Below are 23996 nucleotides of genomic sequence, written 5' to 3' on the forward strand. Positions count from 1 at the left end.
TACAACTAATTCCTAAGCCCTGGTTATGCTTGCTTCAACATATGAAATACACGGATTATAGCCAAGTCGATAACACCAACAGGCAGACATATAACATGACATCATCACACACTCTTTTCGTAGTGACGGATGGGCATGGCTCTATAGACACTTTGGACAATATGGACACTCGTCTGGAAAAAGGGATGATTATGTTTGTTCCAGCTGGACGTACCATTGTGATTGAAGGCTCCAGTGAGTTGCAATATTACAGACTTGAACTGATGGTAGCTGAAGTAAAAGAAGACAAGGCCAGTAGGTTGAATATAAGAGACGAAACGGTGCAAAAAGGGCTTCCAGTCTTGATTTCAGATCCAGATCGGTTGCCTCTTATTGAGCTGAATTATAGTCCATGGAGTTCCTGTCTGAAATCGTTAGAACAGATATCGCGTGGGCTGACTGCTCATGATTGGTTGGACCAATGGGAGATACAACTTCGTTTCCAGGAGTGGTTCCGAGTGCTGCTTCGGCAAAATGATCCCGAGATTGAATCGCCGGATGACCGTGCCCGGCTTCAAAGCTCGATTCGTTATATTCGGGAACACTATGATCAGCCCATAACGGTTGACGATCTGGCAGCAGAGATCCGGCTTACCAGATCCAGTTATACCCGACAATTCAAGGAGATCACAGGCAAGCTTCCGCTTGATTATGTAAATGCTGTACGATTGGAGCATTCCAAACTGCTGTTACAGATGACCGATGATCGCTTGCATGATATTGCACAGAATGTGGGATTTAATAACGAATATTATTTTGGTCGCCGATTCAAGCAATATACAGGTGTTTCACCAGGATTGTATCGGCGACATCACCGTCAAGAGGTGCGTGTGTTTGCACCGTATCTGGAGGACTTTGTTCTTGCCCTTGGAATAAAACCGATACTGCAAACTTCCCATCGTTCTTGGGGAAGACAGCAATATTTAGGGTTGGAAGATGTTCCTGAATTTGATGTTACTCGGATGGATGCAGGTTTTAATGAAACGAATGTGCCTGAATTTATTATGTTGAACGACGGGTATAAACGCTGGAATCTGGATCGCTTTGAGCAAGTAGCCCCGACATTTTATATGGAGCACGAGGGTGAGGACTGGCGTTCCATTTTGAAATCGACAGCAGATGTATTAGGGAAGGTGAATCGAGTTCAGGATGTAATAGGTGCCTATGAGGATAAAGCCGTTGAGGCCAAGGAACAATTGACACGTCATATGCGTGGCCAAACCGTCGCTTTTTTGCGTATTTCTGCATCGGAAATCACACTCTATGGGGATCAGTACGGTTACGTAGGGCCTGTGCTGTATCAGGATCTCGGATTAACCCCGCATGTTCGTGTTCAGCAATGGGCGAGTCAAAGTAGAAGAGTTGGTATTGGGCTTGAGCAGCTATGTCAGCTTGAGGCAGATCATCTCTTTATTACATTTGACAATATGGATTCTGCCTATCCCGGAGAGGAGCGGAAGCTCCTGGAAAGAGATGAGTGGAAACGGCTGCCTGCAGTGAAAAGCGGTCACGTATATGAGGTGGATTTTATGACCTGGATGAATTATGGTGTCATCTCCCACGGAAAGAAAATCGACGATATACTGCAGTATTTGGGATGAATTAGGCAACACGGGAGGACTAAATTAATTTAAAAAATCACGAGGAAAATCACATTCTCTGCTAAATCTCACAATTGAATTATACTTGAATAATCGGATACAATCGTTGACATGGCTGAGAATATGGAATCATTAGAGCTTAATGATATATCTCTATTAATTCATTACATAAAGGAGCAGAGGGGATAACCTCGCTGCTCCTTTTTATTCTTAACTGACCTCTCTGATCAATTCCTCGTTATTATTTCGCACATTACCTACTGCAGAATCCACCTTGTAAGCTATCATTTCATCGGCCTCATGCGGGCTGAGAAGCCTCAGAACGCTTTCCTTGTCCGATTCCTTGTTTAGCCAATCCGCTTCATCTTGCGGCCGGAGAATGACTGGCATACGATCGTGGATGTCCGCCATAAGACTGTTAGGTTCCGTAGTAATGATAGTGCAAGTTGAAAGCTTGTTACCTTCTGGATCAATCCAAGTATCGTATAGGCCAGCAAGCGAGAAGATGGAGTCATCTTTCATTAAAATCCGCATGGGTTGCTTTACGGATCCATCCTTTTTCCATTCATAAAATCCCGAGCATGGGATAATACAACGCTTGGAACTGATCAGGCGCTTAAAGGCAGGTTTCTCTGTGAGGGTCTCTGCACGGGCGTTAATCATTTTATTTCCTATTTTTTCATCCTTGGCCCAATTAGGAACTAAACCCCATCGGAGCGCCCCCAATCGATTACCGTCTTTGCTACCGATAATTGTCGGGATGAATTGCATAGGTGCAGCGTTGTAATTAGGTTTGTACTCATATCCTTCAGCAATAGAAGCATAGTACCTGTCCATAATTTCTTCGATTGGATCTGTAATCGTGAATCTTCCGCACATATCGAAGCCTCCTTTAAAACGCTATAGTATGTAATTTAACTCAAATCTTTAACGTTAGAAACGGGTAATATGTGGAGTTGCATAACCAATTAAAATTAAATATGCAATAAATCACGTGGAGTTTATGCACAACAACATAGGAAAACAGCAACGTATGCAGGCAGGTTTGCATATGAGCAAAATATATAGAAAAAAAGCCTGTTCACTACTGAACGGGCTTTTTGATGTGGTATTACTCAGGTGATCCAGGAGATTTAATTTTTCTCCATAACAGCAAAGTAATTGTTTTCGTCATCTGCAAAGTTGAATACTCTTCCGCCAGGCATCGTTACAATCTCGCCAACCGTAACTTGTTTATTGGATAAGTGAGTGTAAAGTTGATCCAGGTTATCTGTGAAAAGCATAAGAGATGGTGTGCCAAGGTTTAATTCTGGGGACATTTTGGCCACGAATTCTTTGTCGTGCAGGATAATGGTAGTTTGAGCATCTTTCACAGGAGCAATCTCGATCCAACGCATGCCATTCCCATTAACTTCGTTAACGATATGGAAACCTGCTTTTTCCGTCCAAAATTGAAGAGCCTTATCCTGATCATTTACATACAACATAATTTGCCCGACTTGAGTAAACATTGATTTACACTCCTTATATACGTAGTTGATCATCGTTGAAGCAGGTATGCGTTTGAATGTAGCTTTTTTAGATTGAGTCAAGCTTTATATTACCATATACGAGCGCCCAACATACAACTTCAATTCAAGCACAAAAAGAGGAAGCAAATGTCCTTGACTGCCGTATTGCCACATACCATTAGATAAAGGACAATTCGAGTGACTGAATTGCCTTTTAAGCACAGCCATGTAATGGCAGATGGGAGCGCTGTAATGACAAAACGGGTAGTTCTATTGGAAGAAGGTACGGCAGAGATGAAAGGGCTGATGGGTAGTAAAGGGGCTGGACTTGCGGCGTTGCTCCAGGCAGGTTGGCCCGTTCCGGCCGGATTCATTGTAACAAAGGAAGGCTGTCGCACGTTCTGTACCCGTCTTGCACATCTTTCAGCTGAAGGAGCCCAAGAGATTGGCAGCGCAATTCAGCATCTTGAGAAGCATTCTGGCAAAATCTTCGGTGATTCCTCAGCACCGCTGCTGCTTGCCGTCCGGTCAAGTGAAACGTGTCCCCGTGGTACAGCATCCCATGCTTTGCTTCATGTAGGACTGAATGATGTGACCGTGGAGGGTTTCGCAAGGCAAACGAATGATCGTCCGTATGCCCTTAATTGTTATCGAATTTTATTGCAGGAATATGGTCAACTGGTGCACGACATTCCGTATGCCCTATTTGAAGAAAAATGGGGAGACATCTCTATACTCGATGAAGCGAAGTTAGCATTCGCCATCGCGGAATATAAACGCTTAATAGAAGAGAAAGGACGTCATCCTTTCCCTCAAGATGTTCAGTTACAGCTAAAAGAAGTGATGCGTGCAGTTTCTGATTCACAGCATGTTATACGGTCCAACTCCCAACAAGAACTTCTTCGTAATCCTTCTCTTTTCTCCGATGAAACTCAAGGAGCAGCTGTTCTTATACAGGTGATGGTCAATGGCGAGCGTGGTGACCGCAGCGGGTTCGGAACGGTATATTCTCGTCATCCAGGTACAGGGGAACGAGGTATGACAGGGGATTACGTTTCAATTGCTGCTTCTCGGCCTTCGAATGAAGGACTGGATCAACTGCGGAGTGAAGAGTCTGAACTGTATGGTCTTTTGCAGGACGCTTGCGGTTATTTGGAGTCTCACACGAGAGAGGTACAGGAAGTCCAATTTGTTGTGGATACTGGGACCCTGTATCTAGTGGAAATCAGTGAAGCGAGGTTAACATCACAGGCGACGCTGAGGAGTACTGTAGATCTCGTGGATGAAGGGGTAATCACCAAAGAGGATGCCATATTACGTATCCAGCCTTGGCATGTGAAGGAATTGCTGAAATTATCTCCAACTTTATCACCAGAGCTGCAGATTCTACTTGAATGGGCAGATGAAATGAAGGGGCTTACAATACTTTCGAATGTGGATCATCCCAAGGACGCCGTGATAGCCCGCGCGTTAGGGGCTGAGGGCATTGGATTGTGTCGGACAGAACAACTGTTGTTGTCTGCTTCGAGATTTCCTTTTGTACAGAAAATGATTTTGGCAGATAGTGAAGCTGAGCGCAAACGCGGACTGGAACGTCTGCTGCCGATGCAGCAGGCTGATTTTGAACAACTCTTTGAAGCGATGGATGGTTATCCGGTAACCATTCGATTGCTTGATCCGCCGCTGCATGAGCTGCTGCCGGATATTGAAAGGTTAAACGAACGACGTGAGCAGTTGGCTCTCCGCAAATTAGAGGAAAACAACACCGAAGTGCAAGAGCTTGAGCGTGTCATCCGCAGGGTGCTGGAATTGCATGAACAATATCCGTTGCTAGGACAACGGGACTGTCGACTGGGAACCGTCTTCCCGGAAATTTACGATATGCAGCTGGAAGCCATTTTTCGTGCAGCGGTGAAGGGTATCCGCCAAGGACTGTGGGTGAGGCCTGAGATTATGATTCCTTTGGTGGGTCATGCCAATGAACTTCAGGTCATGAGAGAGCTGGTGGATCATGTAGCGGACCAGGTGCTTGGAGAGGAGAAGCGTCACTGTCTTTACAGAGTGGGCGCACGGATTGAAGTTCCTCGAGCGGCATTGACCGCAGCTCCTATTGCCCGTCATGCGGACTTCTTCTCGTTTGGCACCGATGAGCTGACACAGATGACGTTCGGTTACAGCCGTCACCATACGGAGAAGCCATTCCTTCATTTTATTGATCCACAACGCTCATTGCTCAGCAATCCATTTCAGGTACTGGATATCGACGGAGTGGGGCAGCTGGTGGAGATGGCTCTCGTACAGGGCCGAATTCGAAAACCTCATCTAAAAGCAGGCATCTGTGGCGAGAATGCAACCGATCTGGCTTCTATTGCTTTTTGCCACCGTATTGGTCTGGATTATGTAAGCTGTCTGCCAGAACAGGTACCGCTTGCTCGTATTGCTGCCGCACAGGCGTCACTCCTTGCCCAGAAGCAGGACCCAAACAAAAACAGGCAGGACGGCGATATATCGACGATTGCGTAAATGCTTTGCTTCGGGTAAACGATTAAAGAGGTAAATGGATCGGCAGATGGTATAATACGGAAATAATAAAAAGGCAAAAGCTTTTGTGGACATAACTTGTTTATGGTGTTCACTTATCTGCTGTCAACGTATGACTATCACTAAGCCGATTCATTGCCTCTTTTTAATTTGAGATAAACAATGGAATTTATTTCGTCCACAATGAGCACAAGGAGAGACATCCAATATGACTACTTATGATAAGCCTCCTATTCAGGCCATCTTTATCGACCGGGATGGCACGATTGGAGGTACAGATGAAATACGATATCCTGGTGAACTGGAGCTATATCATGGAGTTGAAGAATCCATCCGGAAACTATCTGGACAGGGTATCCGATTGTTTGGATTCACGAATCAACCGGGCATTTCAAAAGGTAAGTCAACGATCGAAGCTTTTCAGCAGGAGATGAGGCTTTTTGGCATTGAGCACACTTATGTCTGTCCTCACCCTGCCGAGGCTGAATGTGAATGCCGTAAACCACGACCATCGATGCTAAAACAGGCAGCGCTAGAACATGATCTGAATCTTGAACAGTGTATTGTTATTGGAGATCGGTGGTCTGACATGACTGCTGCGCGTGCAGCTGGCTGTTTATGCATATTGGTGTTGACCGGAGCAGGGGTAGAGTCGCTAGAAGAGAACCGTACCCGATGGGAAGCGCTGGAAGCGGACTTTTTGGCTACTGATTTCAACGCTGCGGTGCAGTGGATTTTGCAAATTAGGGAGAAGCCGACCGAGGATGTTATTATTCGCCAAGCATGTGCAGAAGATGCGCCTCGCCTGCTGGAATTGCATCGAGCACTGGATCGCGAAAGTACCTATATGCTCTATAATCCGGGAGAGCGTAAGACCACGCTAAGTGGGCAGGCTCGTTTTATAGATCAGTTGAATGCTTTTTTAAATAGTTCAATCTGGATTGCGGAGCATCAGGGCAAGATCATCGGCCATCTTACGGTCATTGGGGGCACAACAGAACGCATCCGACATCGGGCGAGTATCGTCATTGGAGTAAGACAGGCCCATACGGGCCAAGGGATTGGCAAAAATCTAATGTCAACAATGGAAGAATGGAGGCCTACTGCGGACATTACTCGCCTTGAGCTGACTGTTATGAGCCATAATTTTAATGCGATAGCTTTATATCATAAGGTTGGTTTTAAACAGGAAGGAATCAAGCCTAAGTCTTTATTGGTAAATGGTACATATGTGGATGAATTTATTATGGGTAAGCTTTATGAGGACCTTAACAAGAGCAGCTTAACTCTGTAGAAAAGAGAGATTTCCCTTACACGGAGTTTGGGAGAACTTTTTCTTGTCTGCTGCATCCCCTCATGGAATACCAAGCCCAAAACTGTTATACTGAAATATGCGTTTTGTAAAATGAACGTAAAAATTTCAGATAAGGGTTGAAAGCGACCATGTTTAATTCCAAAAATGAGCGGACCTCATCACGGACCTCATCACGGACCTTATTTGCCGTGTTATTTATTCTTATGCTGCTGAAGCTGTCGCTTTTGCGGTATTTCTTTTTCCAGGGTCTGTCCGGCATCGGTTTCGTTACTGACGCATTGGGGGCCCTGACAGTGGTATGCATCCTCGATCTGATCGTGCCAAAAGGCTGGAAGCGTTCAGTGTACGCAGGTTTTAATGTGTTGTTCTCGCTGGTATTGTTCGCGGCGACACTCTATAACGTACATTTCAGTTCGGTTCCCACATATACGGCACTCAGCGAACTGGGCCAAGTCGCCCAAGTGAGAGGCAGTATCGGACCTCTGGTACGACCTGTGCACTTCCTGTTTTTTGTGGATATCGTACTGGCTCTGCCCGTATGGTTTATCTTGCGCAGTCGTCGTGCCTCAGCTCGTAACAGCAGTTATGGCGACAGTAGCCTCCATTTCGGCAGAAGCCGGAGACGGTATTGGGGCAAGTTGGGGGTAGCCCTTACGGCTGCATTTTGCATCGTGCTGTCAGGCAGCTTTATTGTCAAAGGGGAAACGATTGATAATGAACTGGTTCGTGCCGAAAATCTTGGTTTCCTGAATTATCAGGTGTCATCGGCAATTCTGACGAGCAAAGAGAATGAAGCCATTGCAAATGGTAACATTAACGAAACCATCGACAAAATTAATCAACTGGTTAGCAAATATCCATATCAGGATAAGCCCAGTCAGGGAACGGCTATTAAAACCAAATATTTTGGTCAGGCCAAAGGAAGCAATCTGATTGTCCTGCAACTGGAGTCATTTCAAAACTTCCCGATTAATGCTTCTCTCGACGGTCAGGAATTAACCCCCGTTCTGAATGATCTGGCTAAAGAAAGCTATTATTTCTCTCATTTTTTCCAACAGATCGGACAGGGAAATACGTCGGATGCCGAGTTCATGTCGAACACATCCATCTATCCAACCGGCGTTGTGCCCATGTCAGCAGGGTATAGTGACCGTGATCTGCCAAGTCTTCCAAAATTGCTTGGGAAAGAAGGCTATGAGTCAGAAACGTTCCACGTCAATGACGTCACCTTCTGGAACCGGAACAAAATGTATCCGGCGCTTGGATTCAATCGGTACTTCGACAAGCCCAGCTTCGAGAATGATAAGTTTAATGATTTTGGACCATCGGATGAGGAATTATATCGTGTAGGTGTGGAAAAAATGGCTGCACATCAGGCGGCTAATCAGCCGTTCTATGCCCAGTTCATTACAGCATCCAGCCACTCGCCGTTTACGGTTCCTGCGGACCGGGCGAGAATTACCATCCCGGCCACAATCACCAATACGTTGCTGCATGATTATCTGCAAGCGATCAATTATACGGATTATGCGGTAGGTCAGCTGATCAATGAACTCAAGGCAAACGGGTTATGGGATAACACAACACTCGTTATATATGGCGATCATTTCGGTCTGCCGGCAAACGATGAGATTACTCAGCAGATCCAAACCAATCTGGGCGTGCCCTATGACGGTAATGTTAGTCGTTTCAAAATCCCGCTCTTGATCCACACCCCGAAACAGGCGAAAGGTCAAGTCATAGAACAGCCTGGCGGTCAGTTGGATATTTTGCCAACGGTGATGAACCTGATGGGTGTCTCACTGAAGGAAGAGAAATTCACAGCCTTTGGACACGATCTGCTTAATATGGATCATAATGCGTTCGGTATCCGGTATTACTTGCCGACAGGTTCATTTGTGAATAATGACATTATGTTTATTCCGGGTGCGGGCTTTGATGATGGAACAGCCTACTCGTTAAAAACATATGAACCCGTCACAGATTTGGAACCCTATCGTTCCGATTATGAGCACGTGCTAAGTTTGATGAAGCTGTCTGACGAGTATGTAAAGCTGCTGCCCAAACGTGCACCGTAATTGAATTTTTATATCTATGAAATACTATAACGTCACTGGCTCACGAGCTGGTGGCGTTATTTGTTTATTCATCATACATCTTTACGTGTAATGAACGTGTAATGAGAAGCAGAACTCCTTTGAAACTGTAATTAATAATGTTACAATGGAAAGTGCAGCCACTAACGCAGGATGACGAAAGGAATGAATATAGATGAAACTTAGTGTACTTGAACATGGACATATTAATGAAGGACGGACGGTACAGGATACCCTTCAGGAGACAGTAACTCTTGCCAAACATGTAGATGAACTGGGCTTCTCCCGCTTCTGGATGTCGGAGCATCACGGCAGCGGTGCATTGTCATTTTCCAGTCCGGAAGTTATGATTGCACACGTTGCAGCACATACAGATCGAATTCGCGTAGGTTCAGGCGGCGTTATGCTGCCCCATTATAGTGCATATAAAGTTGCAGAGAACTTCCGTTTGCTGGAAGCGCTGCACCCTGGCCGAATCGATCTTGGCATTGGCAGAGCACCGGGAGGCATGCCGATTGCCAGCAGGGCTCTGAATGAAGGAAAGTCATCGAATGTGCAATTCTTCCCGCAGCAGATTGCCGATCTTGGTGGATACTTTCATGAGCAGCTACCGGAGGATCATCGTTTTGCATCCTTAGTAGCTGGCCCATCCGTACCAACTGTTCCCGAAGTATGGTTGCTCGGCTCCAGTTCCGAAGGTGCGCGAATTGCTGCGGCACAAGGTACCGCTTATGCATTTGCCCAATTTTTCGGAACGCCGGGTGGGGAGGAAGCGATGAAGCATTATCGCAGACATTTCAAGCCTTCTATCCTGAATGACAAACCACATTCCATGATTGCGGTGTCGGCATTCTGTGCAGAGACCGAAGAAGCGGCCGCTGATCTTGCTCGCAGCAATGAGTTATTCTTCCTGCGGCTTGGCCGGGGTCTGGAGCAGAACTCATTCCCATCCCTGGAAACGGTGAATAACTATCCATTTACGGCCATGGAGATGGAACAGATCCGTCAACGCCGTTCTTTTTCCATTGTAGGTACACCGGATCAGGTAAAAGACAAAATTACAGCAATGGCTGAACGCTATGAAGCGGATGAAGTTATTATTGCTTCAGCGATTCACTCATTCGAGGATCGTTTGCGTTCATTCAGCCTGATCGCGGAAGCCTTTGATTTAAAGCAGGATTAATCGGTACTGAACGGGAATTAGTATTTTGAAATGGCTGGAGCCTTGCCTAGCAAGGTTCCGGATATACTCTTGCGTGATCAGGGAGAGGAGAGATTCACATTCGCAGATGTGTCATTAGTGATATTCATGGCTGTTACGACGAATTCAATGCTCTGCTTGAGCAGGCAGCATACGATCCGAAGCAGGACGAGCTGATTTTGTTAGGTGATTATGTCGACCGCGGACCGAAGAGCAAAGAGGTCGTGGAACAGATTATGCAGATGCAAGAGCAGTACAACATTATTGTGATTAAAGGAAATCATGATGCGATGATGGTCAAGGCGCTGAACCATGATGTCGAGGACTATGACAAACACTGGATTCGCAATGGAGGTTTACAGACGCTGGCCAGCTATGTCGAGGTTTCTTTGGATGATGAGCAGTTGGACTGGGATGTTTATACTGAAGCCAAACAGTGGCTCCGTACACACTATGAGCATCATCTTCGTTTTTTGGAACAGCTTCCCCTTGTATACGAAATTCCTGGTTATATCTTTGTACATGCCGGGATTAATCCGGAGGTGCAGGATTGGCGGACCCAGTCAGAGCGGGACTTCATCTGGATTCGGGAGCCATTCTATTCCAGACCAACCTCGCTTAAGGAGACGGTGGTATTCGGTCACACGCCAGTCAAAAATTTGCATAATGAGTCAGGTGTCTGGTTTGATCCCACTGGGGACAAGATTGGCATTGATGGCGGATGTGCTTATGGTGCTCAATTGAATTTGCTGGAGATCAGCGAAGATGGAAGTCTACAGACCCTTTTTGTGAGAAGAGGTGAGACCCGTCAGGGTCCCGAGGTTTAATCCACGCGGCGAATTTCAAATAAATCATTAGGTGTGATATCGAAGTATACACAGAATTTCACAATGAGGGATGCAGAAATCTTTTTCTTATCCATATTCGTATTGTGCAACAGCTCCATAATGGTTGTTCTATGATGTCCAATTTCTTCTGACAATTTGAGGACAGACATGTTGTTGTGCTTTTTCAAGATCTCATCGAGTTTGCAGTGTAGTGTGACTTTATCGAAATCCAAAGTGATCCTCCGGAAGATTAGTTGAGAAACTACTTTATTAGTGTATAACGGAGACGAGCGATGCATGGAGATGACACAAAAAAGACCAGCAGGCTGTAATACATATGGTTAAGAACAAGCCAGTTTGGACTTAAGGAGGGCGTATCTTCAAACGTAGGCAAGCCAAAATATCATCGATGCCACCATTCTATCCAAAGAGGAGCTTCTTGGAGAGCCTTTTTCCCCTGGATTAACGCCATCGTCTGCGGAAGATTTAGAAGTCTATGTATTGGATTTGTATCATGTAATTCGTTTGCGCAAACGCGTGCTTCCTCATTCGTTTCATGCCGCCATTGTAGCTGGCTTCTCTAGCCCAAAAGCGTGTTAAGGAGGGGGCACTTTTTCCTGCCTTTAAAATAAGAAGATGTGCACCGGAATGTGTTCACCAGTCTGAACGGGTGTCAATGCATAAGCCGGAGCATTCGGGCAAGGGTACACGAGGCTTGAGCATGCTCTTTTTCTAAGGAACATCGGACATCTTATTTGGATCAAAAGCCTTGTTTTTCAATCGTAAGGAACACCAGACACGTTATTTCCTAAAATTCCTGATTAAAACGCTAAAAAAGGATATAAATTCTCATATAGCGTGTCTCAGGTTCCGTAGCCTTTAACAGGTACCTTCAAAGCTTTGAATAACACGTCACAGATTCCTTAGCTCCTCGACATCTACTCCAACCCCAGGTGAGAGGGAACGACTCCAGAACTATTTTCCAAGAAAATACTAACGTAGTGAGGGGACGAAATCGCTTCTAAAGAAGCGGATCGCTCGCCTTTATCCTATTTCTAATCATAAAAATCATATCGAATCTGATTGAAATGCAGCAGTTGTAGCTATCTTTAATCTGGATCAGTGCCAAATCATATTGTACTCTCTGAGAATGATTTTGTAATTAATTCGCTGTAAAGGGATTGGAATTAAGCCTTATTAACGCTATAATCAGTAAGGGTATGATTGAAATATTACATTTTATTCATCTAAATCAGAATTGACGGAGGGCTATTAATATGGAAAAAGCATTAATCTTCGGTCACAAAAATCCCGATACGGATACGATCTGCTCGGCCATTGCCTATGCAGACTTGAAAACAAAACTGGGTCAGGACGTTGAAGCTGTTCGTCTCGGCGAAGTAAACGGCGAAACTCAATTTGCACTGGATCAATTCAAAGTGGCAGCACCACGACTGATCAAAACAGCAGCCAACGAAGTGAACAAGGTCATCCTGGTTGACCACAACGAGCGTCAGCAAAGTGTCAGCGATATTGAGGAAGTGACGGTTGTCGAAGTTATCGACCATCACCGGATCGCGAACTTTGAGACAAGCCAGCCTTTGTATTTCCGTGCAGAACCTGTAGGTTGTACAGCAACCATTTTGAATAAATTGTACAAAGAAAACGGCGTGGAAATCAGCGCGCCGATTGCTGGTCTGATGCTCTCCGCGATTATTTCCGACTCCCTGTTGTTCAAATCCCCAACATGCACAGAGCAGGATGTAGCAGCTGCACGTGAACTGGCTGCCATTGCTGGTGTGGATGCAGACAGCTATGGTCTGGATATGCTGAAAGCGGGCGCGGATCTTAGCCAGAAAACGATTGCTGAACTGATCTCCCTGGATGCGAAAGAATTCGCCATGGGCCAAGCAAAAGTGGAGATTGCACAAGTGAACGCGGTTGACGTGAATGATGTGCTTGTGAAGCAACCTGAGCTTGAAGCAGCGATTGAAGCGATTATTTCCAGCAAAGGTCTTGACCTGTTCGTATTTGTCGTAACCGACATCTTGAACAACGATTCCGTTGCATTGGCGTATGGTGCTTCCACCAAAGCTGTAGAAAAAGCGTACAATGTAACATTGTCGGATAGCAGAGCACTGCTCAAAGGCGTAGTATCTCGCAAATCGCAAATTGTTCCAGTTCTGACCGAAGCGTTCAACTCATTGTAAGATGCACAAAACCGACGTATAACCGTTACGTCCAGATATAGAATGAATATTCAGTTACAACATCCAAGCCTGCTCTTGATCTGTCATAGGTCAGGACAGGCTTTTGTTGTAGAGGAGGATGTACCATGATCAAAAATGAAAAGATTAAAGCGACTGAAGTTCAGCTGACCGGCCTGAACGGTGAGGATCTGGGCATCATGTCTACTCGTGACGCACTTGCACTTGCGAAGCAGCATAAGGTGGATCTGATCTGTATGTCTCTTATGACCAGCCCGCCGCCATGCAAACTGATGGGCGCTGGAGCAGCGAGACAGGAAAAGCAGCAAGAGAAGAAGAAAGCTGCGAAATCGCCGGATAAACGTAAAGTGAAGGAGATCCGACTGAACCTGCAGATGGAAGACCACGATCGGGAGACCAAGCAATCTCAGGCAGAGCGCATCCTGACGAAGGGGGACTCGGTGAAGCTCGTCATCCAGGTGCATGGAGCCAAGGAAGGAACAGCAGGCAAGGAATGGGCAGAACAGCTGTGCAAATCTCTGGCTGAGTATGGCAGCAAAACGACGGGTATCCAGGTAAGCGGCAAACAGGTCGTAGTACAGTTGGACCCCATTGGATAAAAACGCTGATCGAGATCAGCTGAATAACATTGAACGAGGGGACTATCCGGTCTTTATTGCCCTGGCTGTCCCCACTGCTCCAAAAACCCCCGTGAAGCAACAGTAACCTGCTGCTCTACGGGGGTTTCAACATGAAATATGGATATAGCTGTTCTGCATGCCTAATAACAATCACGCCTCAAGCTGTTTAGACACGCAAGTAACGGCTGCCGCCGATGCGTACATACAACTGTCCCGGCAAGACCGGAGTAGACGAGGCAGTCTGCGTATTCACATTACTATTCTTGGCGTAGCGGGATAGATATAGAAAGTCCGGATAAATAACCGTATCCATTAGATAGGCTGATACTGTACTTCCGGGGATGCGGTTTTGATTGAGTGAACGGATGATTTCTTCCCCGCTTGCAATCCCGATTCCATGACCAAAATATACATCTTCACGCAGCTTAATAGTATTTTCTCCCTGCCATTCTGGCGTTTCAGGGGAAACGTCCGGATTTTTGAAGTACAATACATCTCCAGGAAGCGCAGAGTCGCTGCCGTTCTTCTCCGTTAATCGCAGATCGCTGTCATAGTGCCAGTCGTAGAGCAGCAGGTTGCGGAACAGTGAATTGAAATCATCTTCCCGAATGCTGTTCAATACGCCGCCATACAGGACAATCACAGTCGCTGTTGCACATTCAAAGGCATACAAATGACCATTCTTCCAAATGTCCCGGATTCCCTCTGCAGGTGTTACCTCACCTCTTAGCTCAAAGCCTCCTTGATCATTTCGATTCCAATATGCCGGGTTACACCTGGACTTCTCGAATGAGGCAAAGCTTACCCCGCTTCGATCCAGTGCTTCTGCTGCATTGACCAGAGACTCCCGCAGTGTCCATTCAAAGTGAAGATGATCCATGGATTGATAGGTGTACACTGTTGAACTGTTCTGTAGCTGCTGTAACCACTGCCATGCAAAAGCAGACCAATCCGAACGAGCCAGCTCAATTGGTTGATTCGCAACAATGATCATAATCATAACCTCCTGTATTAATTTTCAACCTTGTACAAACGGATGTGCACGCGTATTCTGTAGTATATGAAGCTAATTTTGCGATTTTGTAAATCTAAAAGACAGAAAACATGAAAATATACGATAATAACGTCGATTGTTGCCTGGATTTTTGTTGATCTCGTTTATAAAACATTACATTTGGGGTACTACTCTTATAGATGAAGTTATGTTCAGGTCGATCTGTTCATACGGAATATATTCAGATTCCCAATAAAGGAGGATATGCGGTGTCGAATCCAATTACAGAGAATCGCTCTCTGTTCGAACAGTTATACACACATGCACCGATCGGCATTGCTGTTGCTTCACATGTGAACGGACGTTGGCTCCAGCTTAATCCGGCATTTTGCGAGATGCTGGGATGCAGTGAAGATGAATTGATTGACTCCCCGATTGTACATATGATTTATGAGGAAGACCTGGAAATGGAAGAATTCAGATCCAACTTCTGGGATATGACCAACGGATTAAGTCTGATGTATGAGGTAGAGTTACGTCTTAAGCGCAAGGATTCTACTCTTCTGTGGGCCACGTTACGAGCCTGCATCGTCAGGGATGAAGTGAGCGGCGAGCCGCTTTATTTGCTTGTTCAGGCAGCTGATATTTCGAAACAGAAGGACGCCGAGAGTCGACTAATTGTACAGCGCAAGCAGTTGGAAGAGAGCAGTCGAATCTCAAGATTGCTGGCCGAATCCTCGCTTGATCTAATTGCCATACACCAAGCCGACCCGGAGCGGACGTTCAAGTACGTATCTCCAGCCAGCAAGCGCATGTTGGGATATGATCCTGAAGAAGTCGTCGGTCAATCTGGCCTGTTCTGCATTCACCCCGAAGATGTGGCTCTGGTCGAAGCTTACATGGCTGCTCAAATCCAGGGGCTTGCGCCTGATCGAATTAGCTATCGGCTCCTGCATAAGGATGGTTCTGTTATATGGGCGGATACCATTACCCATTATGTATATGACAAACAGGGAAATCTGCAGGAAATGATCGGAGTGACCCGTGATATTACAGCGAGCATGCAGCAGCAATTAAGTCTTCAGGAGTACCAATCATTGTTTGACTGTAACCCGCTGGGGGTGGCATCACTGGATCTGGAAGGAAACCTGTTGAAGGCCAATGCAGGTCAGGAGCAGTTGACAGGCCACACCAAGGAGGAACTGCTTAGCGGGCCGTTTGATCATCTTATTGATCCCGTGGACCTGGATAAGACAAGGTATCATTTTGAACAGACTGTAAAAGGAAATGCACAGAGCTATGAGGTAGGGCTGATTCACAAGAACGGACAGCGTATTGAAACGAGTGTAATTAATGTTCCGATTTTGCTTGAGGATCGTGTCGTTGGCGTTTATGGAATAACCAGTGATATTACAGAGTCCAAGAGGTATGTAGAGGAAATTGAAAATCTCAGTTACGAGAGGGCATTAATTCTCAATGCCATTTCAGAGGGAGTCATTGGACTGGACCCGGATGGCCAACTGATCTTTGCCAATCCTGTTGCAACGGAGATGATGAATTTCTGTCCGTCTGAAATGAATGGCAAACCTCTCGAAGAGATTATCTTACAAATGCAAAGTGAAGGCATCCCTTATCCTTCCAATGGCAATCCGATTCTTCAGGCGGTACGCGAGGGGCGAAGCCTGCCGCGATCGGAGTCTGTATTTTGGAGACAGGATGGCTCCAGCTTCCTGGCGGAATTTCAGTTGAAACCGATTATGGATCAGGGAGACAACCGTGGGGCTGTCCTCGTTTTCCGCGATATGACATCGGTAAAGGATATCATCCGTGCCAAGGAAGCGGCAGAACAGGCTGACCGGGCGAAGTCCGAGTTTCTGGCAATCATGAGTCATGAGCTTCGTACACCTCTGAATGGAATTATGGGCATGGCCCATCTGTTAAAAGAAACAGAGCTGGACGAGGAGCAGTACGGCTTCGTGGATATCATGATTGACAGTGGTGAATCCCTTCTGCATATTCTGAATGAGATCTTGGATTTCAGCAAGATTGAAGCAGGTAAAATGGATCTCGAACGCCAACCAGTGGATATCAAAGCCGTTCTTGGCGGGGTCATGGAACTATTCTCGCTTAGAGCTTCCGAAAAAAATATTGAACTATACTGTGAAATGTCAGAGCAGATTCCTACACGTGTAAGAGGCGATGAAACACGGATTCGTCAGATTTTGATTAATCTGGTAGGCAATGCCGTCAAATTCACGGAAAAGGGAAGCATTCAGGTTCACGTGGATGTCAGACCCGCGGATTCTTACGATGAGAATCATCTCATCTTGTCATTTTCGGTCAAAGATACGGGGATTGGCATTCCGTCTAACAAGCAGCATCAGCTGTTCCAGTCCTTCTCACAGCTGGATCCAGCGATCAATCGTAAATACGGAGGCACAGGGCTGGGACTGGCCATCAGCAAGAAGCTGGTAGAATTAATGGGCGGCGCCATTGGGGTGCAGAGTGAGGCAGGTGAGGGAGCGGATTTCCACTTCACCCTGTTACTTGAACGATGGCAAGACGAATCCAATGATCGGATGGATCAGGCGTCTGATCACGAGCTGAAGCTGGACCGAACACGCCTGGCAGCGGGGATCAAAATTCTTGTCGCTGAGGATCAGTATTTGAACAGTCATTTGCTGGAGGAAATGCTTCGTAAGCTCGGGGGTGTATGTGATATCGTGGAGAATGGTGAAGAAGCTGTGAAAGCATTGGAAAGGGAAACCTACGACCTTCTCTTTATGGACATCCAAATGCCTGTGATGGATGGGATTGAAGCGACCTGCAGAATCAGGCAAACCCACCCTGAAATTCCGGTCATTGCTGCCATTACCGCATTCGCAGGACCGAACGACCGTGAAGCCTGTCTGAAATGCGGCATGCAGGACTTTATCAGCAAACCGTTCAGCTCTGCGGAAATAAGCCGTGTGCTAAGCACATGGGTTCCTTACATTCGGTCCCGGCACGAGCGCTGAAGGGCGTCTGCACTTTGTATAAAGGGATAAGAAAATAACCTGCCCCCCATTGAGGGAACAGGTTATTTTACATTCTGTCAGTATAACCCTGACAGATGTCAGGACCATCCTCCAATTAACCCCGAAAGGGTTACACACTCGTCATCTTCCAGTTCTGCAATTAGGGTAAGTTCTTCGTTATCATTGGGGTCCACCGAGAACAATTCACGGCGTCCGTCTTCGTGGACAATAATGACCAACTTATTACCGCTTTTTGTATCAAACTGGTACTTCACACCGATTCCAGGCAAAGGGCATTCCCGGATATTCATGAAACCTGTCACCTCTTTAGCTTTTCATAGTTAATTTAACCGTTCACACAGTACGGATGTATTCTACTATCCATAACACCGTTTGGCAAGTCGGAACTGAAATAGTAATCATATCCTATTAGCTTCTGGAGCTGTGGTTAGTTATACATTCCGACTCTGTCGGGTTCTTCTGCGACGGACCATAAACCAGATAAGTAATGCAATGATCAGCACCAAGGCAATGCCCCCCGTAATTATGATGTTCCGAATATTCGGGACCTGTACGGTCAAATCCAGCTTATTCGTATTCAGTGGGGAGACGTGCCAAATTAGGGTTTTTCCGTGATCTTCGACCAGATCTGCATTGGAATCTTGCGCCTTGATCGGCAGCGTCAGCTTGAAATCAAAGTTGACATCTTTCAGCAGTAAGTTTTTGAGAAACCCGGGAATCTTGCTAATTTGGTCTTTGACCTCACCATCGGGTATGGTCTGCAGCAGGTCTGCTTCCACGGCGATATGCAATTTGGAAGTGAAGAAGCCAGGTGTGGTGGATTGCTCCACCTTGATTCCTTCAGGCAGATCGGACGTGCTGAAAGTAGAAACGGTATTACTTTTCTCATAATGGGTCGTCGCTTTGAGTTGTGTCCGATCTCCCTGATCCGAAACTTCGGCCTGGAAATTATTCTGCTTCAACGTATTTGCGAGCATTGTCATGAGATTGTCTTGTCCGATCATTCCCAGGGCGGAGTCGGTTACGCTGAGATTCAGGGCCAGATCGGATGAACCGTCCATATTAACCGTGACATGAGCTTCACCATCAGCACAGGCGGATAGTATAAACAGCATAAGAGTTAGTAAAAAAGCGAATAATAGCTGACGATAAAAGGGTATGCGAGTCGACATTCAGTTCAAACCTTTCTGCGTATAATCCAATTCCAATTCATAGAAGTATAGTATACACCGTAAGGATGGCGGATGAAACTTTGTTCACTACAAGAGCAAGGTAAATCGTCTGCTATAAAATGATATACCTATAAATTAAAGTGGGAAGAAGTAGCTGCAAAGCAATAAAGGGGAGATTCGATAAGGACAACCAGTCAGACGAGTTGTTTATTGTGCTTGAGGATGAAGAACTGCTGATTAATTTCAAGGATTACAATGAAAAAGGACACATGATATGGAGTGAAAATGAAGATTTCGTATTTTTGTCAATGTTGAGTCAGTTCAAAATGGCTTTCACCGTGTAAACTGATAGTAGTGTGAAGAAATACGGAGCAGGGGGGTTACATTCATGACATATATCATTATTATGGCTATCATTATGGTTGTGGGAATGGTCGGAATGGGCTGGTTCTATAAGATTATGGACAACGATCAACACTAGGTTATATTGAAAAGAAACTAGAAAAGACAAGCCTATAAGCTGGCTTCGCAATGGATGCGAGGCGGGCTTATTTGTATATAATGCCAAAAAGTCTAAATATAGCATGAAATAATGTCGGATTTAAGTGGTATGCTTGAATATGGAAATGTTTTACACTTATATCTGTAAGCGTTTACATTTAAAATTGTATGGGAGGCTAACATTATGGGTTTGAAGATGAAAAAAAGATCAGGCAAGAAAGCATGGATGCTGCTGGTCATGTCACTACTGATTGCGGCCGTTCCAATTACAGCCAGCGCAGCATCGGATTCCACAGCGTATGCCAAACTTAATTTCAGTAACAACAAGTATTATATTTTCAACAATAGCTGGGGAAGCTCAAGTGTCAGTGGCTGGTCCCAGTCCGTGTATGTGAACAGCAATACTGATCTGGGTTACGTTTGGAACTGGCCAACGACTGCGGGTGGGGTCAAAGCTTATCCTTCACTGGTCAGTGGCTGGCACTGGACAGAGGGCTACACACCAGGCAGTGGACTGCCAACGCGATTGTCTGCGAACAAGAGTATCAATACCGGCGTAAGTTATTCTAAGGCGTCCAACACTAATGGGGAGTATAATAACGCGTATGATATCTGGCTGCATGATATCGGCAATGCGACCTGGTCAAGCACACCCACCGAGGAGATCATGATCTGGAACGAATGGACTTCTGGTGTTGGGCCTATCGGTTCCAAAGTATTCTCGGATGTATCCATTGGTGGACAAACCTATGATCTGTATCGCGGCGAGATTACCGACAACGGAGTGCATCAATGGTGGGTATACTCGTTCCTGAAAAAGTCAAAATCTCCTAATAACTTTAGCATCAACGTCAAAAACTTTACCGATTATCTGATCTCCAAAAGTTACTTTACCAACAGCAAATATGTCAGCAGTGTTGAATATGGAACCGAGATTACGAAAGGCAGCGGCCAGATCAATTACTCTAACTGGTATGTGAACGTTCAGTAACGGCTCCGTTTATCACGTATATTCCTGATTTAATGAGATGCTGCTCGGAGGAAAATCCATTTCCTGCTGATGCAGCATCTTTTACTTGTGAATTGGACCTAACATTCATACGTAACATATGTAACGAGTGATGTAGCTCCATTTGACCGATGGACAAATATTTTTCGTAAAGTTGGGATTTTTAGGCTGCTCTTTTGTATAATAGGGTTTAGTTCAACTCGGGGAATCCCGAAATATGCCTAACAGGAAAGGGTGTACATAAATGAAATTTAGTGAGTATACGTATACACGTCCCGATCTGGAACACATCAAAACGTCATTCCGTGAGCTTCTGAGTGGTTTTGAAGCCGCAACTACGGTTGAAGAGCAGAGTGGATATATGGACAAAATTAACGCTTTGCGCAGTGACTTTGAGACTCAGGCACAATTGGTCTACATCCGTCATTCCATTGATACCAATGATACATTTTACAAAGAAGAAAATGAATTTCTGGATGAAAGCTCTCCGATCATTCAAGAATACATCACCGATTATTATCGGGCATTGGTAAACTCCAAATTCCGTGCTGAACTGGAACAAAAATGGGGCTCACAGCTGTTCCAGCTGGCGGATCTGTCCCTGAAAACATTCAGCCCGGAAATTATCGAGGACCTTCAGAAAGAGAACAAACTTTCCACGGAATACAACCAGCTGATTGCTTCGGCCAAAATTCCGTTTGAAGGTGAAGAACGCACATTGCCGCAGCTGCATCCGTTTGAGTTGTCCACGGATCGCTCCATGCGGGAACGCGCATCCGAAGCAAGATATACGTTCATGGCTGAACATGAGGCTGAATTCGATCGCATATACGACGAATTGGTGAAAGTGCGTACACAGATCGCGAAGAAGCTGGGATATCCATCGTATGTGGAACTTGGCTATGACCGAATGAACCGTACGGATTACAACGCGGAGATGGTGTCCAATTTCAGAGCACAAGTCCGTGATTATATCGTGCCTGTAGCGACGAAGCTCAGAGAGCGTCAGCGCAGCCGGATTGATGTGGATACCCTCTATTTTTACGATCAGGGCTTCAGCTTTAAGACAGGGAACCCGACACCTAAAGGCGATGCCGACTGGATCATTGACAATGGTAAGAAAATGTATGCTGAATTATCACCGGAAACAGATACGTTTTTCCAGATGATGACCGACAATGAATTGATGGATCTGGTGAGCAAAAAAGGCAAGCAGGGCGGGGGCTATTGTACCTTCCTGAATGATTACAAAGTGCCGTTTATTTTCTCCAACTTTAACGGTACCTCGGGCGATATCGACGTATTGACACATGAAGCGGGTCATGCGTTCCAGGTCTATGAGAGCCGTCACTTCGAAGTGCCTGAGTACAACTGGCCGACATATGAATCCGCAGAGATCCATTCCATGAGCATGGAATTCTTCACCTGGCCGTGGATGGAATTGTTCTTTAAGGAAGATACGGACAAATACAAGTTTGATCACCTGTCTTCCGGACTGCTCTTCATTCCTTACGGCGTAGCAGTCGATGAATTCCAGCATTTTGTCTATGCCAATCCGGATGCAACACCAACGGAGCGCAAGCAGGCTTGGCGCAATATTGAGAAGACTTATCTGCCGCACATCAATTACAAGGATAACGCCTATTTGGAACAAGGCGGATTCTGGCACAAACAGGGTCATATCTTCTCGTCGCCATTCTATTACATTGACTACACGCTGGCACAAATCTGTGCATTCCAGTTCTGGAAACGCAGCAATCAGGATATGAAGTCCGCATGGGCTGACTACCTGACATTGTGTAAAGCCGGAGGAAGCCTGTCCTTCACAGGATTGGTAGAACTGGCAGGTTTGAATTCTCCGTTTGAAGACGGCTGTGTATCCTCCGTCATCGGTGATATCGAAGCCTGGTTGGACGCAGTAGACGATAAAGCGCTGTAAGCTATATATATTGAACTAAACATTTACACGATAACGCAGAGGACAGAAATAACCTGAGGAAGCGGAGCTAAAAGCTTTCTGAAAGAAAGCTGCGTCGAAAGCACACGCATCGCCTTTATCCCCGGATTTTCCCTTTAAATAGGGAATCAAAAAAATCTGGGGATAACAGCGATCGGAAGGTTGTTCTGTCATCGGAGTGGCAAGGGTAAATATTCTCTAGGTCAATAAAAATAAAGGTCGAAGAGGTGAAAGGGAACGAGGAATACACCTGACGTTACAGCATTCTGAGGCAGGGTGGATTTGAATGTATTTATTCACCTACCCTATACAAAGAATGCGAGGTTATACCATGTTGGTTTTACTGGATCAACCGTCCCAAAGGAAACAATTGGCGCCCTTCATCTCGGGTACGAACGGGCATGTGGTCATGGGTGGAGTACTTGCAGGACTTCAACGCGGGCGTGTCTATGCAGACCAGCTTCTTGCTCCGAAAAGTGCACTGATTTGGGCCAAAAACGAAATGTTTTATCTGATCGGAAGATCGGATACTGAAAACTTCAATAGTCTTGTCAGGGAGGTACTCGTTCAGGAGCTATTGCCTGCAGCATTAGATGCTGGCGAAGACATGCTGAATCTTGAAGTTTACCCCGAGCCAGGCTCGGATTGGTCTCCAGTCCTGCATCACATGTTCAATGGGCGTTTGCAAGAAGGATTGAGAGTTCCTTTTCAATTCAATCTTGTGAAGTATGAACAGTGGCTGCAACGCAGTTCCAGCTCCTTGTTTGTTCCTCCCGGATATGAGCTTCAAGTTATCGATCGAGCGGTAACGCTACAGGACAAAAGCTGTATCATTGAGCAGGAAATTTTGAAATTCTGGCATTCGATGGAGGACTTCTTCCAATACGGAGCAGGAACATGCACGGTATATGAAGGGCAGGTTGTAGGTACATGTATCTCAGTGTTTGTCAGGGGCATTCACCATGAAACAGGCATTCACACCTATGATTCGATACACCGTGGCAAGGGTCTGGCTACGGCCATGGCAAGCGCTTATGTGCAATCCGTTCTGGAACGGAATTGTGTTCCACACTGGACGACAGAAGATTTTCGTCATGATTCCATTGCGATAGCGGGTAAGCTTGGCTTTGATCAAGGCAGAGCCTATCCCGTCTATTACATGCCGATTCAGGAGTTTCTAAATTGCTGAACATCATCTGCAGGGGCTGTACCGAAGTCATGAAAATGACCAGGGGCGGCCCCTGTACTTTGATTTGAGCGGTGAAACCTGTCAATCCAAGATCAACTTGGCCTTTTTAATTCACGCACAGATAAACCCGTTGCTGAAGAGCAGTCACAATCATGGA

18 protein-coding genes are annotated in these 23996 nt (G+C 45.8%); 12 read left to right on the forward strand and 6 right to left on the reverse strand.

The genetic code is table 11. The features are described from left to right. Positions 1 to 95: 95 nt before the first annotated feature. Positions 96 to 1640: an AraC family transcriptional regulator gene (locus BMY78_RS08495; protein ID WP_256222008.1), complete on the forward strand. Its 1545-nt coding sequence runs from the start codon at positions 96 to 98 to the stop codon at positions 1638 to 1640. 210 nt (positions 1641 to 1850) lie between these two features. Here the strand turns inward: BMY78_RS08495 and BMY78_RS08500 are convergent, their stop codons facing one another. Together BMY78_RS08500 and BMY78_RS08505 are read right to left on the reverse strand one after the other, a co-directional pair. Then, complete coding sequence (locus BMY78_RS08500) at positions 1851 to 2519, reverse strand: SOS response-associated peptidase (protein ID WP_090896700.1); 669 nt, start codon at positions 2517 to 2519, stop codon at positions 1851 to 1853. Between the two features lie 254 nt (positions 2520 to 2773). Further along, a complete protein-coding gene (locus tag BMY78_RS08505; protein WP_053779906.1) occupies positions 2774 to 3151 on the reverse strand; it encodes a VOC family protein in 378 nt (125 codons plus the stop codon). A 252-nt stretch (positions 3152 to 3403) separates the two neighbouring features. Between BMY78_RS08505 and BMY78_RS08510 the strand changes: the two genes are divergently transcribed. The 5 genes from BMY78_RS08510 (at position 3404) to BMY78_RS08530 (ending at position 11131) form a co-directional block, all read left to right on the forward strand. Beyond that, positions 3404 to 5674 (forward strand): putative PEP-binding protein, encoded by a 2271-nt coding sequence (locus BMY78_RS08510; protein WP_256222009.1) that lies wholly within the window; start codon positions 3404 to 3406, stop codon positions 5672 to 5674. 226 nt (positions 5675 to 5900) lie between these two features. Beyond that, positions 5901 to 6986: an HAD-IIIA family hydrolase gene (locus tag BMY78_RS33690; protein WP_177185682.1), complete on the forward strand. Its 1086-nt coding sequence runs from the start codon at positions 5901 to 5903 to the stop codon at positions 6984 to 6986. Between the two features lie 149 nt (positions 6987 to 7135). Beyond that, positions 7136 to 9085 carry an LTA synthase family protein gene (locus tag BMY78_RS08520; protein ID WP_090896704.1) on the forward strand — a complete coding sequence of 650 codons (1950 nt, stop codon included), beginning with the start codon at positions 7136 to 7138 and terminating at the stop codon, positions 9083 to 9085. Positions 9086 to 9278: 193 nt separating this feature from the next. Further along, positions 9279 to 10286, forward strand: coding sequence for an LLM class flavin-dependent oxidoreductase (locus BMY78_RS08525; protein ID WP_090896707.1), 1008 nt, complete (start codon positions 9279 to 9281; stop codon positions 10284 to 10286). A gap of 113 nt (positions 10287 to 10399) precedes the next feature. After that, positions 10400 to 11131, forward strand: coding sequence for a metallophosphoesterase family protein (locus tag BMY78_RS08530; RefSeq protein WP_256222203.1), 732 nt, complete (start codon positions 10400 to 10402; stop codon positions 11129 to 11131). Here the strand turns inward: BMY78_RS08530 and BMY78_RS08535 are convergent. Beyond that, on the reverse strand, positions 11128 to 11430 hold the full coding sequence (locus BMY78_RS08535) for a helix-turn-helix domain-containing protein (RefSeq protein WP_256222010.1): 303 nt from the start codon (positions 11428 to 11430) through the stop codon (positions 11128 to 11130). The genes BMY78_RS08530 and BMY78_RS08535 overlap by 4 nt on opposite strands. Before the next feature lie 978 nt (positions 11431 to 12408). Between BMY78_RS08535 and BMY78_RS08540 the strand changes: the two genes are divergently transcribed. Then, positions 12409 to 13341, forward strand: a complete 933-nt coding sequence (locus BMY78_RS08540) for a manganese-dependent inorganic pyrophosphatase (protein WP_090896715.1) — start codon at positions 12409 to 12411, stop codon at positions 13339 to 13341. 125 nt (positions 13342 to 13466) lie between these two features. Beyond that, positions 13467 to 13958 (forward strand): translation initiation factor IF-3, encoded by a 492-nt coding sequence (infC, locus tag BMY78_RS08545; protein ID WP_090896718.1) that lies wholly within the window; start codon positions 13467 to 13469, stop codon positions 13956 to 13958. A 187-nt stretch (positions 13959 to 14145) separates the two neighbouring features. On the opposite strand, the gene BMY78_RS08550 is transcribed toward infC, so the two are convergent. Continuing rightward, the gene (locus tag BMY78_RS08550) at positions 14146 to 14973 is read right to left on the reverse strand and encodes a protein-glutamine gamma-glutamyltransferase (protein WP_090896721.1); all 828 of its coding nucleotides are present in this window, start codon (positions 14971 to 14973) and stop codon (positions 14146 to 14148) included. A 269-nt stretch (positions 14974 to 15242) separates the two neighbouring features. Here BMY78_RS08550 and BMY78_RS08555 point away from each other — a divergent pair, with 269 nt between their 5' ends. After that, complete coding sequence (locus BMY78_RS08555; RefSeq protein WP_177185683.1) at positions 15243 to 17990, forward strand: PAS domain S-box protein; 2748 nt, start codon at positions 15243 to 15245, stop codon at positions 17988 to 17990. 98 nt (positions 17991 to 18088) lie between these two features. Here BMY78_RS08555 and BMY78_RS08560 read toward each other — a convergent pair whose 3' ends face one another. Continuing rightward, entirely contained in the window at positions 18089 to 18301 is a 213-nt protein-coding gene (locus BMY78_RS08560) for a cation:proton antiporter regulatory subunit (protein ID WP_053779896.1), read from the reverse strand. A gap of 141 nt (positions 18302 to 18442) precedes the next feature. Beyond that, the gene (locus tag BMY78_RS08565; protein ID WP_090896728.1) at positions 18443 to 19183 is read right to left on the reverse strand and encodes a hypothetical protein; all 741 of its coding nucleotides are present in this window, start codon (positions 19181 to 19183) and stop codon (positions 18443 to 18445) included. Positions 19184 to 19868: 685 nt separating this feature from the next. Here BMY78_RS08565 and BMY78_RS08570 point away from each other — a divergent pair. The 3 genes from BMY78_RS08570 to BMY78_RS08580 all read left to right on the forward strand — a co-directional run bounded on the left by BMY78_RS08570 (position 19869) and on the right by BMY78_RS08580 (position 23839). Further along, on the forward strand, positions 19869 to 20675 hold the full coding sequence (locus BMY78_RS08570; RefSeq protein ID WP_256222011.1) for a glycoside hydrolase family 12 protein: 807 nt from the start codon (positions 19869 to 19871) through the stop codon (positions 20673 to 20675). 262 nt (positions 20676 to 20937) lie between these two features. Beyond that, on the forward strand, positions 20938 to 22632 hold the full coding sequence (locus BMY78_RS08575; protein WP_090896730.1) for a M3 family oligoendopeptidase: 1695 nt from the start codon (positions 20938 to 20940) through the stop codon (positions 22630 to 22632). A gap of 349 nt (positions 22633 to 22981) precedes the next feature. Beyond that, a complete protein-coding gene (locus BMY78_RS08580) occupies positions 22982 to 23839 on the forward strand; it encodes a GNAT family N-acetyltransferase (RefSeq protein WP_177185684.1) in 858 nt (285 codons plus the stop codon). The last annotated feature ends 157 nt before the right edge of the window (positions 23840 to 23996 follow it).

This window comes from Paenibacillus sp. OK076, assembly GCF_900110055.1.
GTDB lineage: Bacteria > Bacillota > Bacilli > Paenibacillales > Paenibacillaceae > Paenibacillus.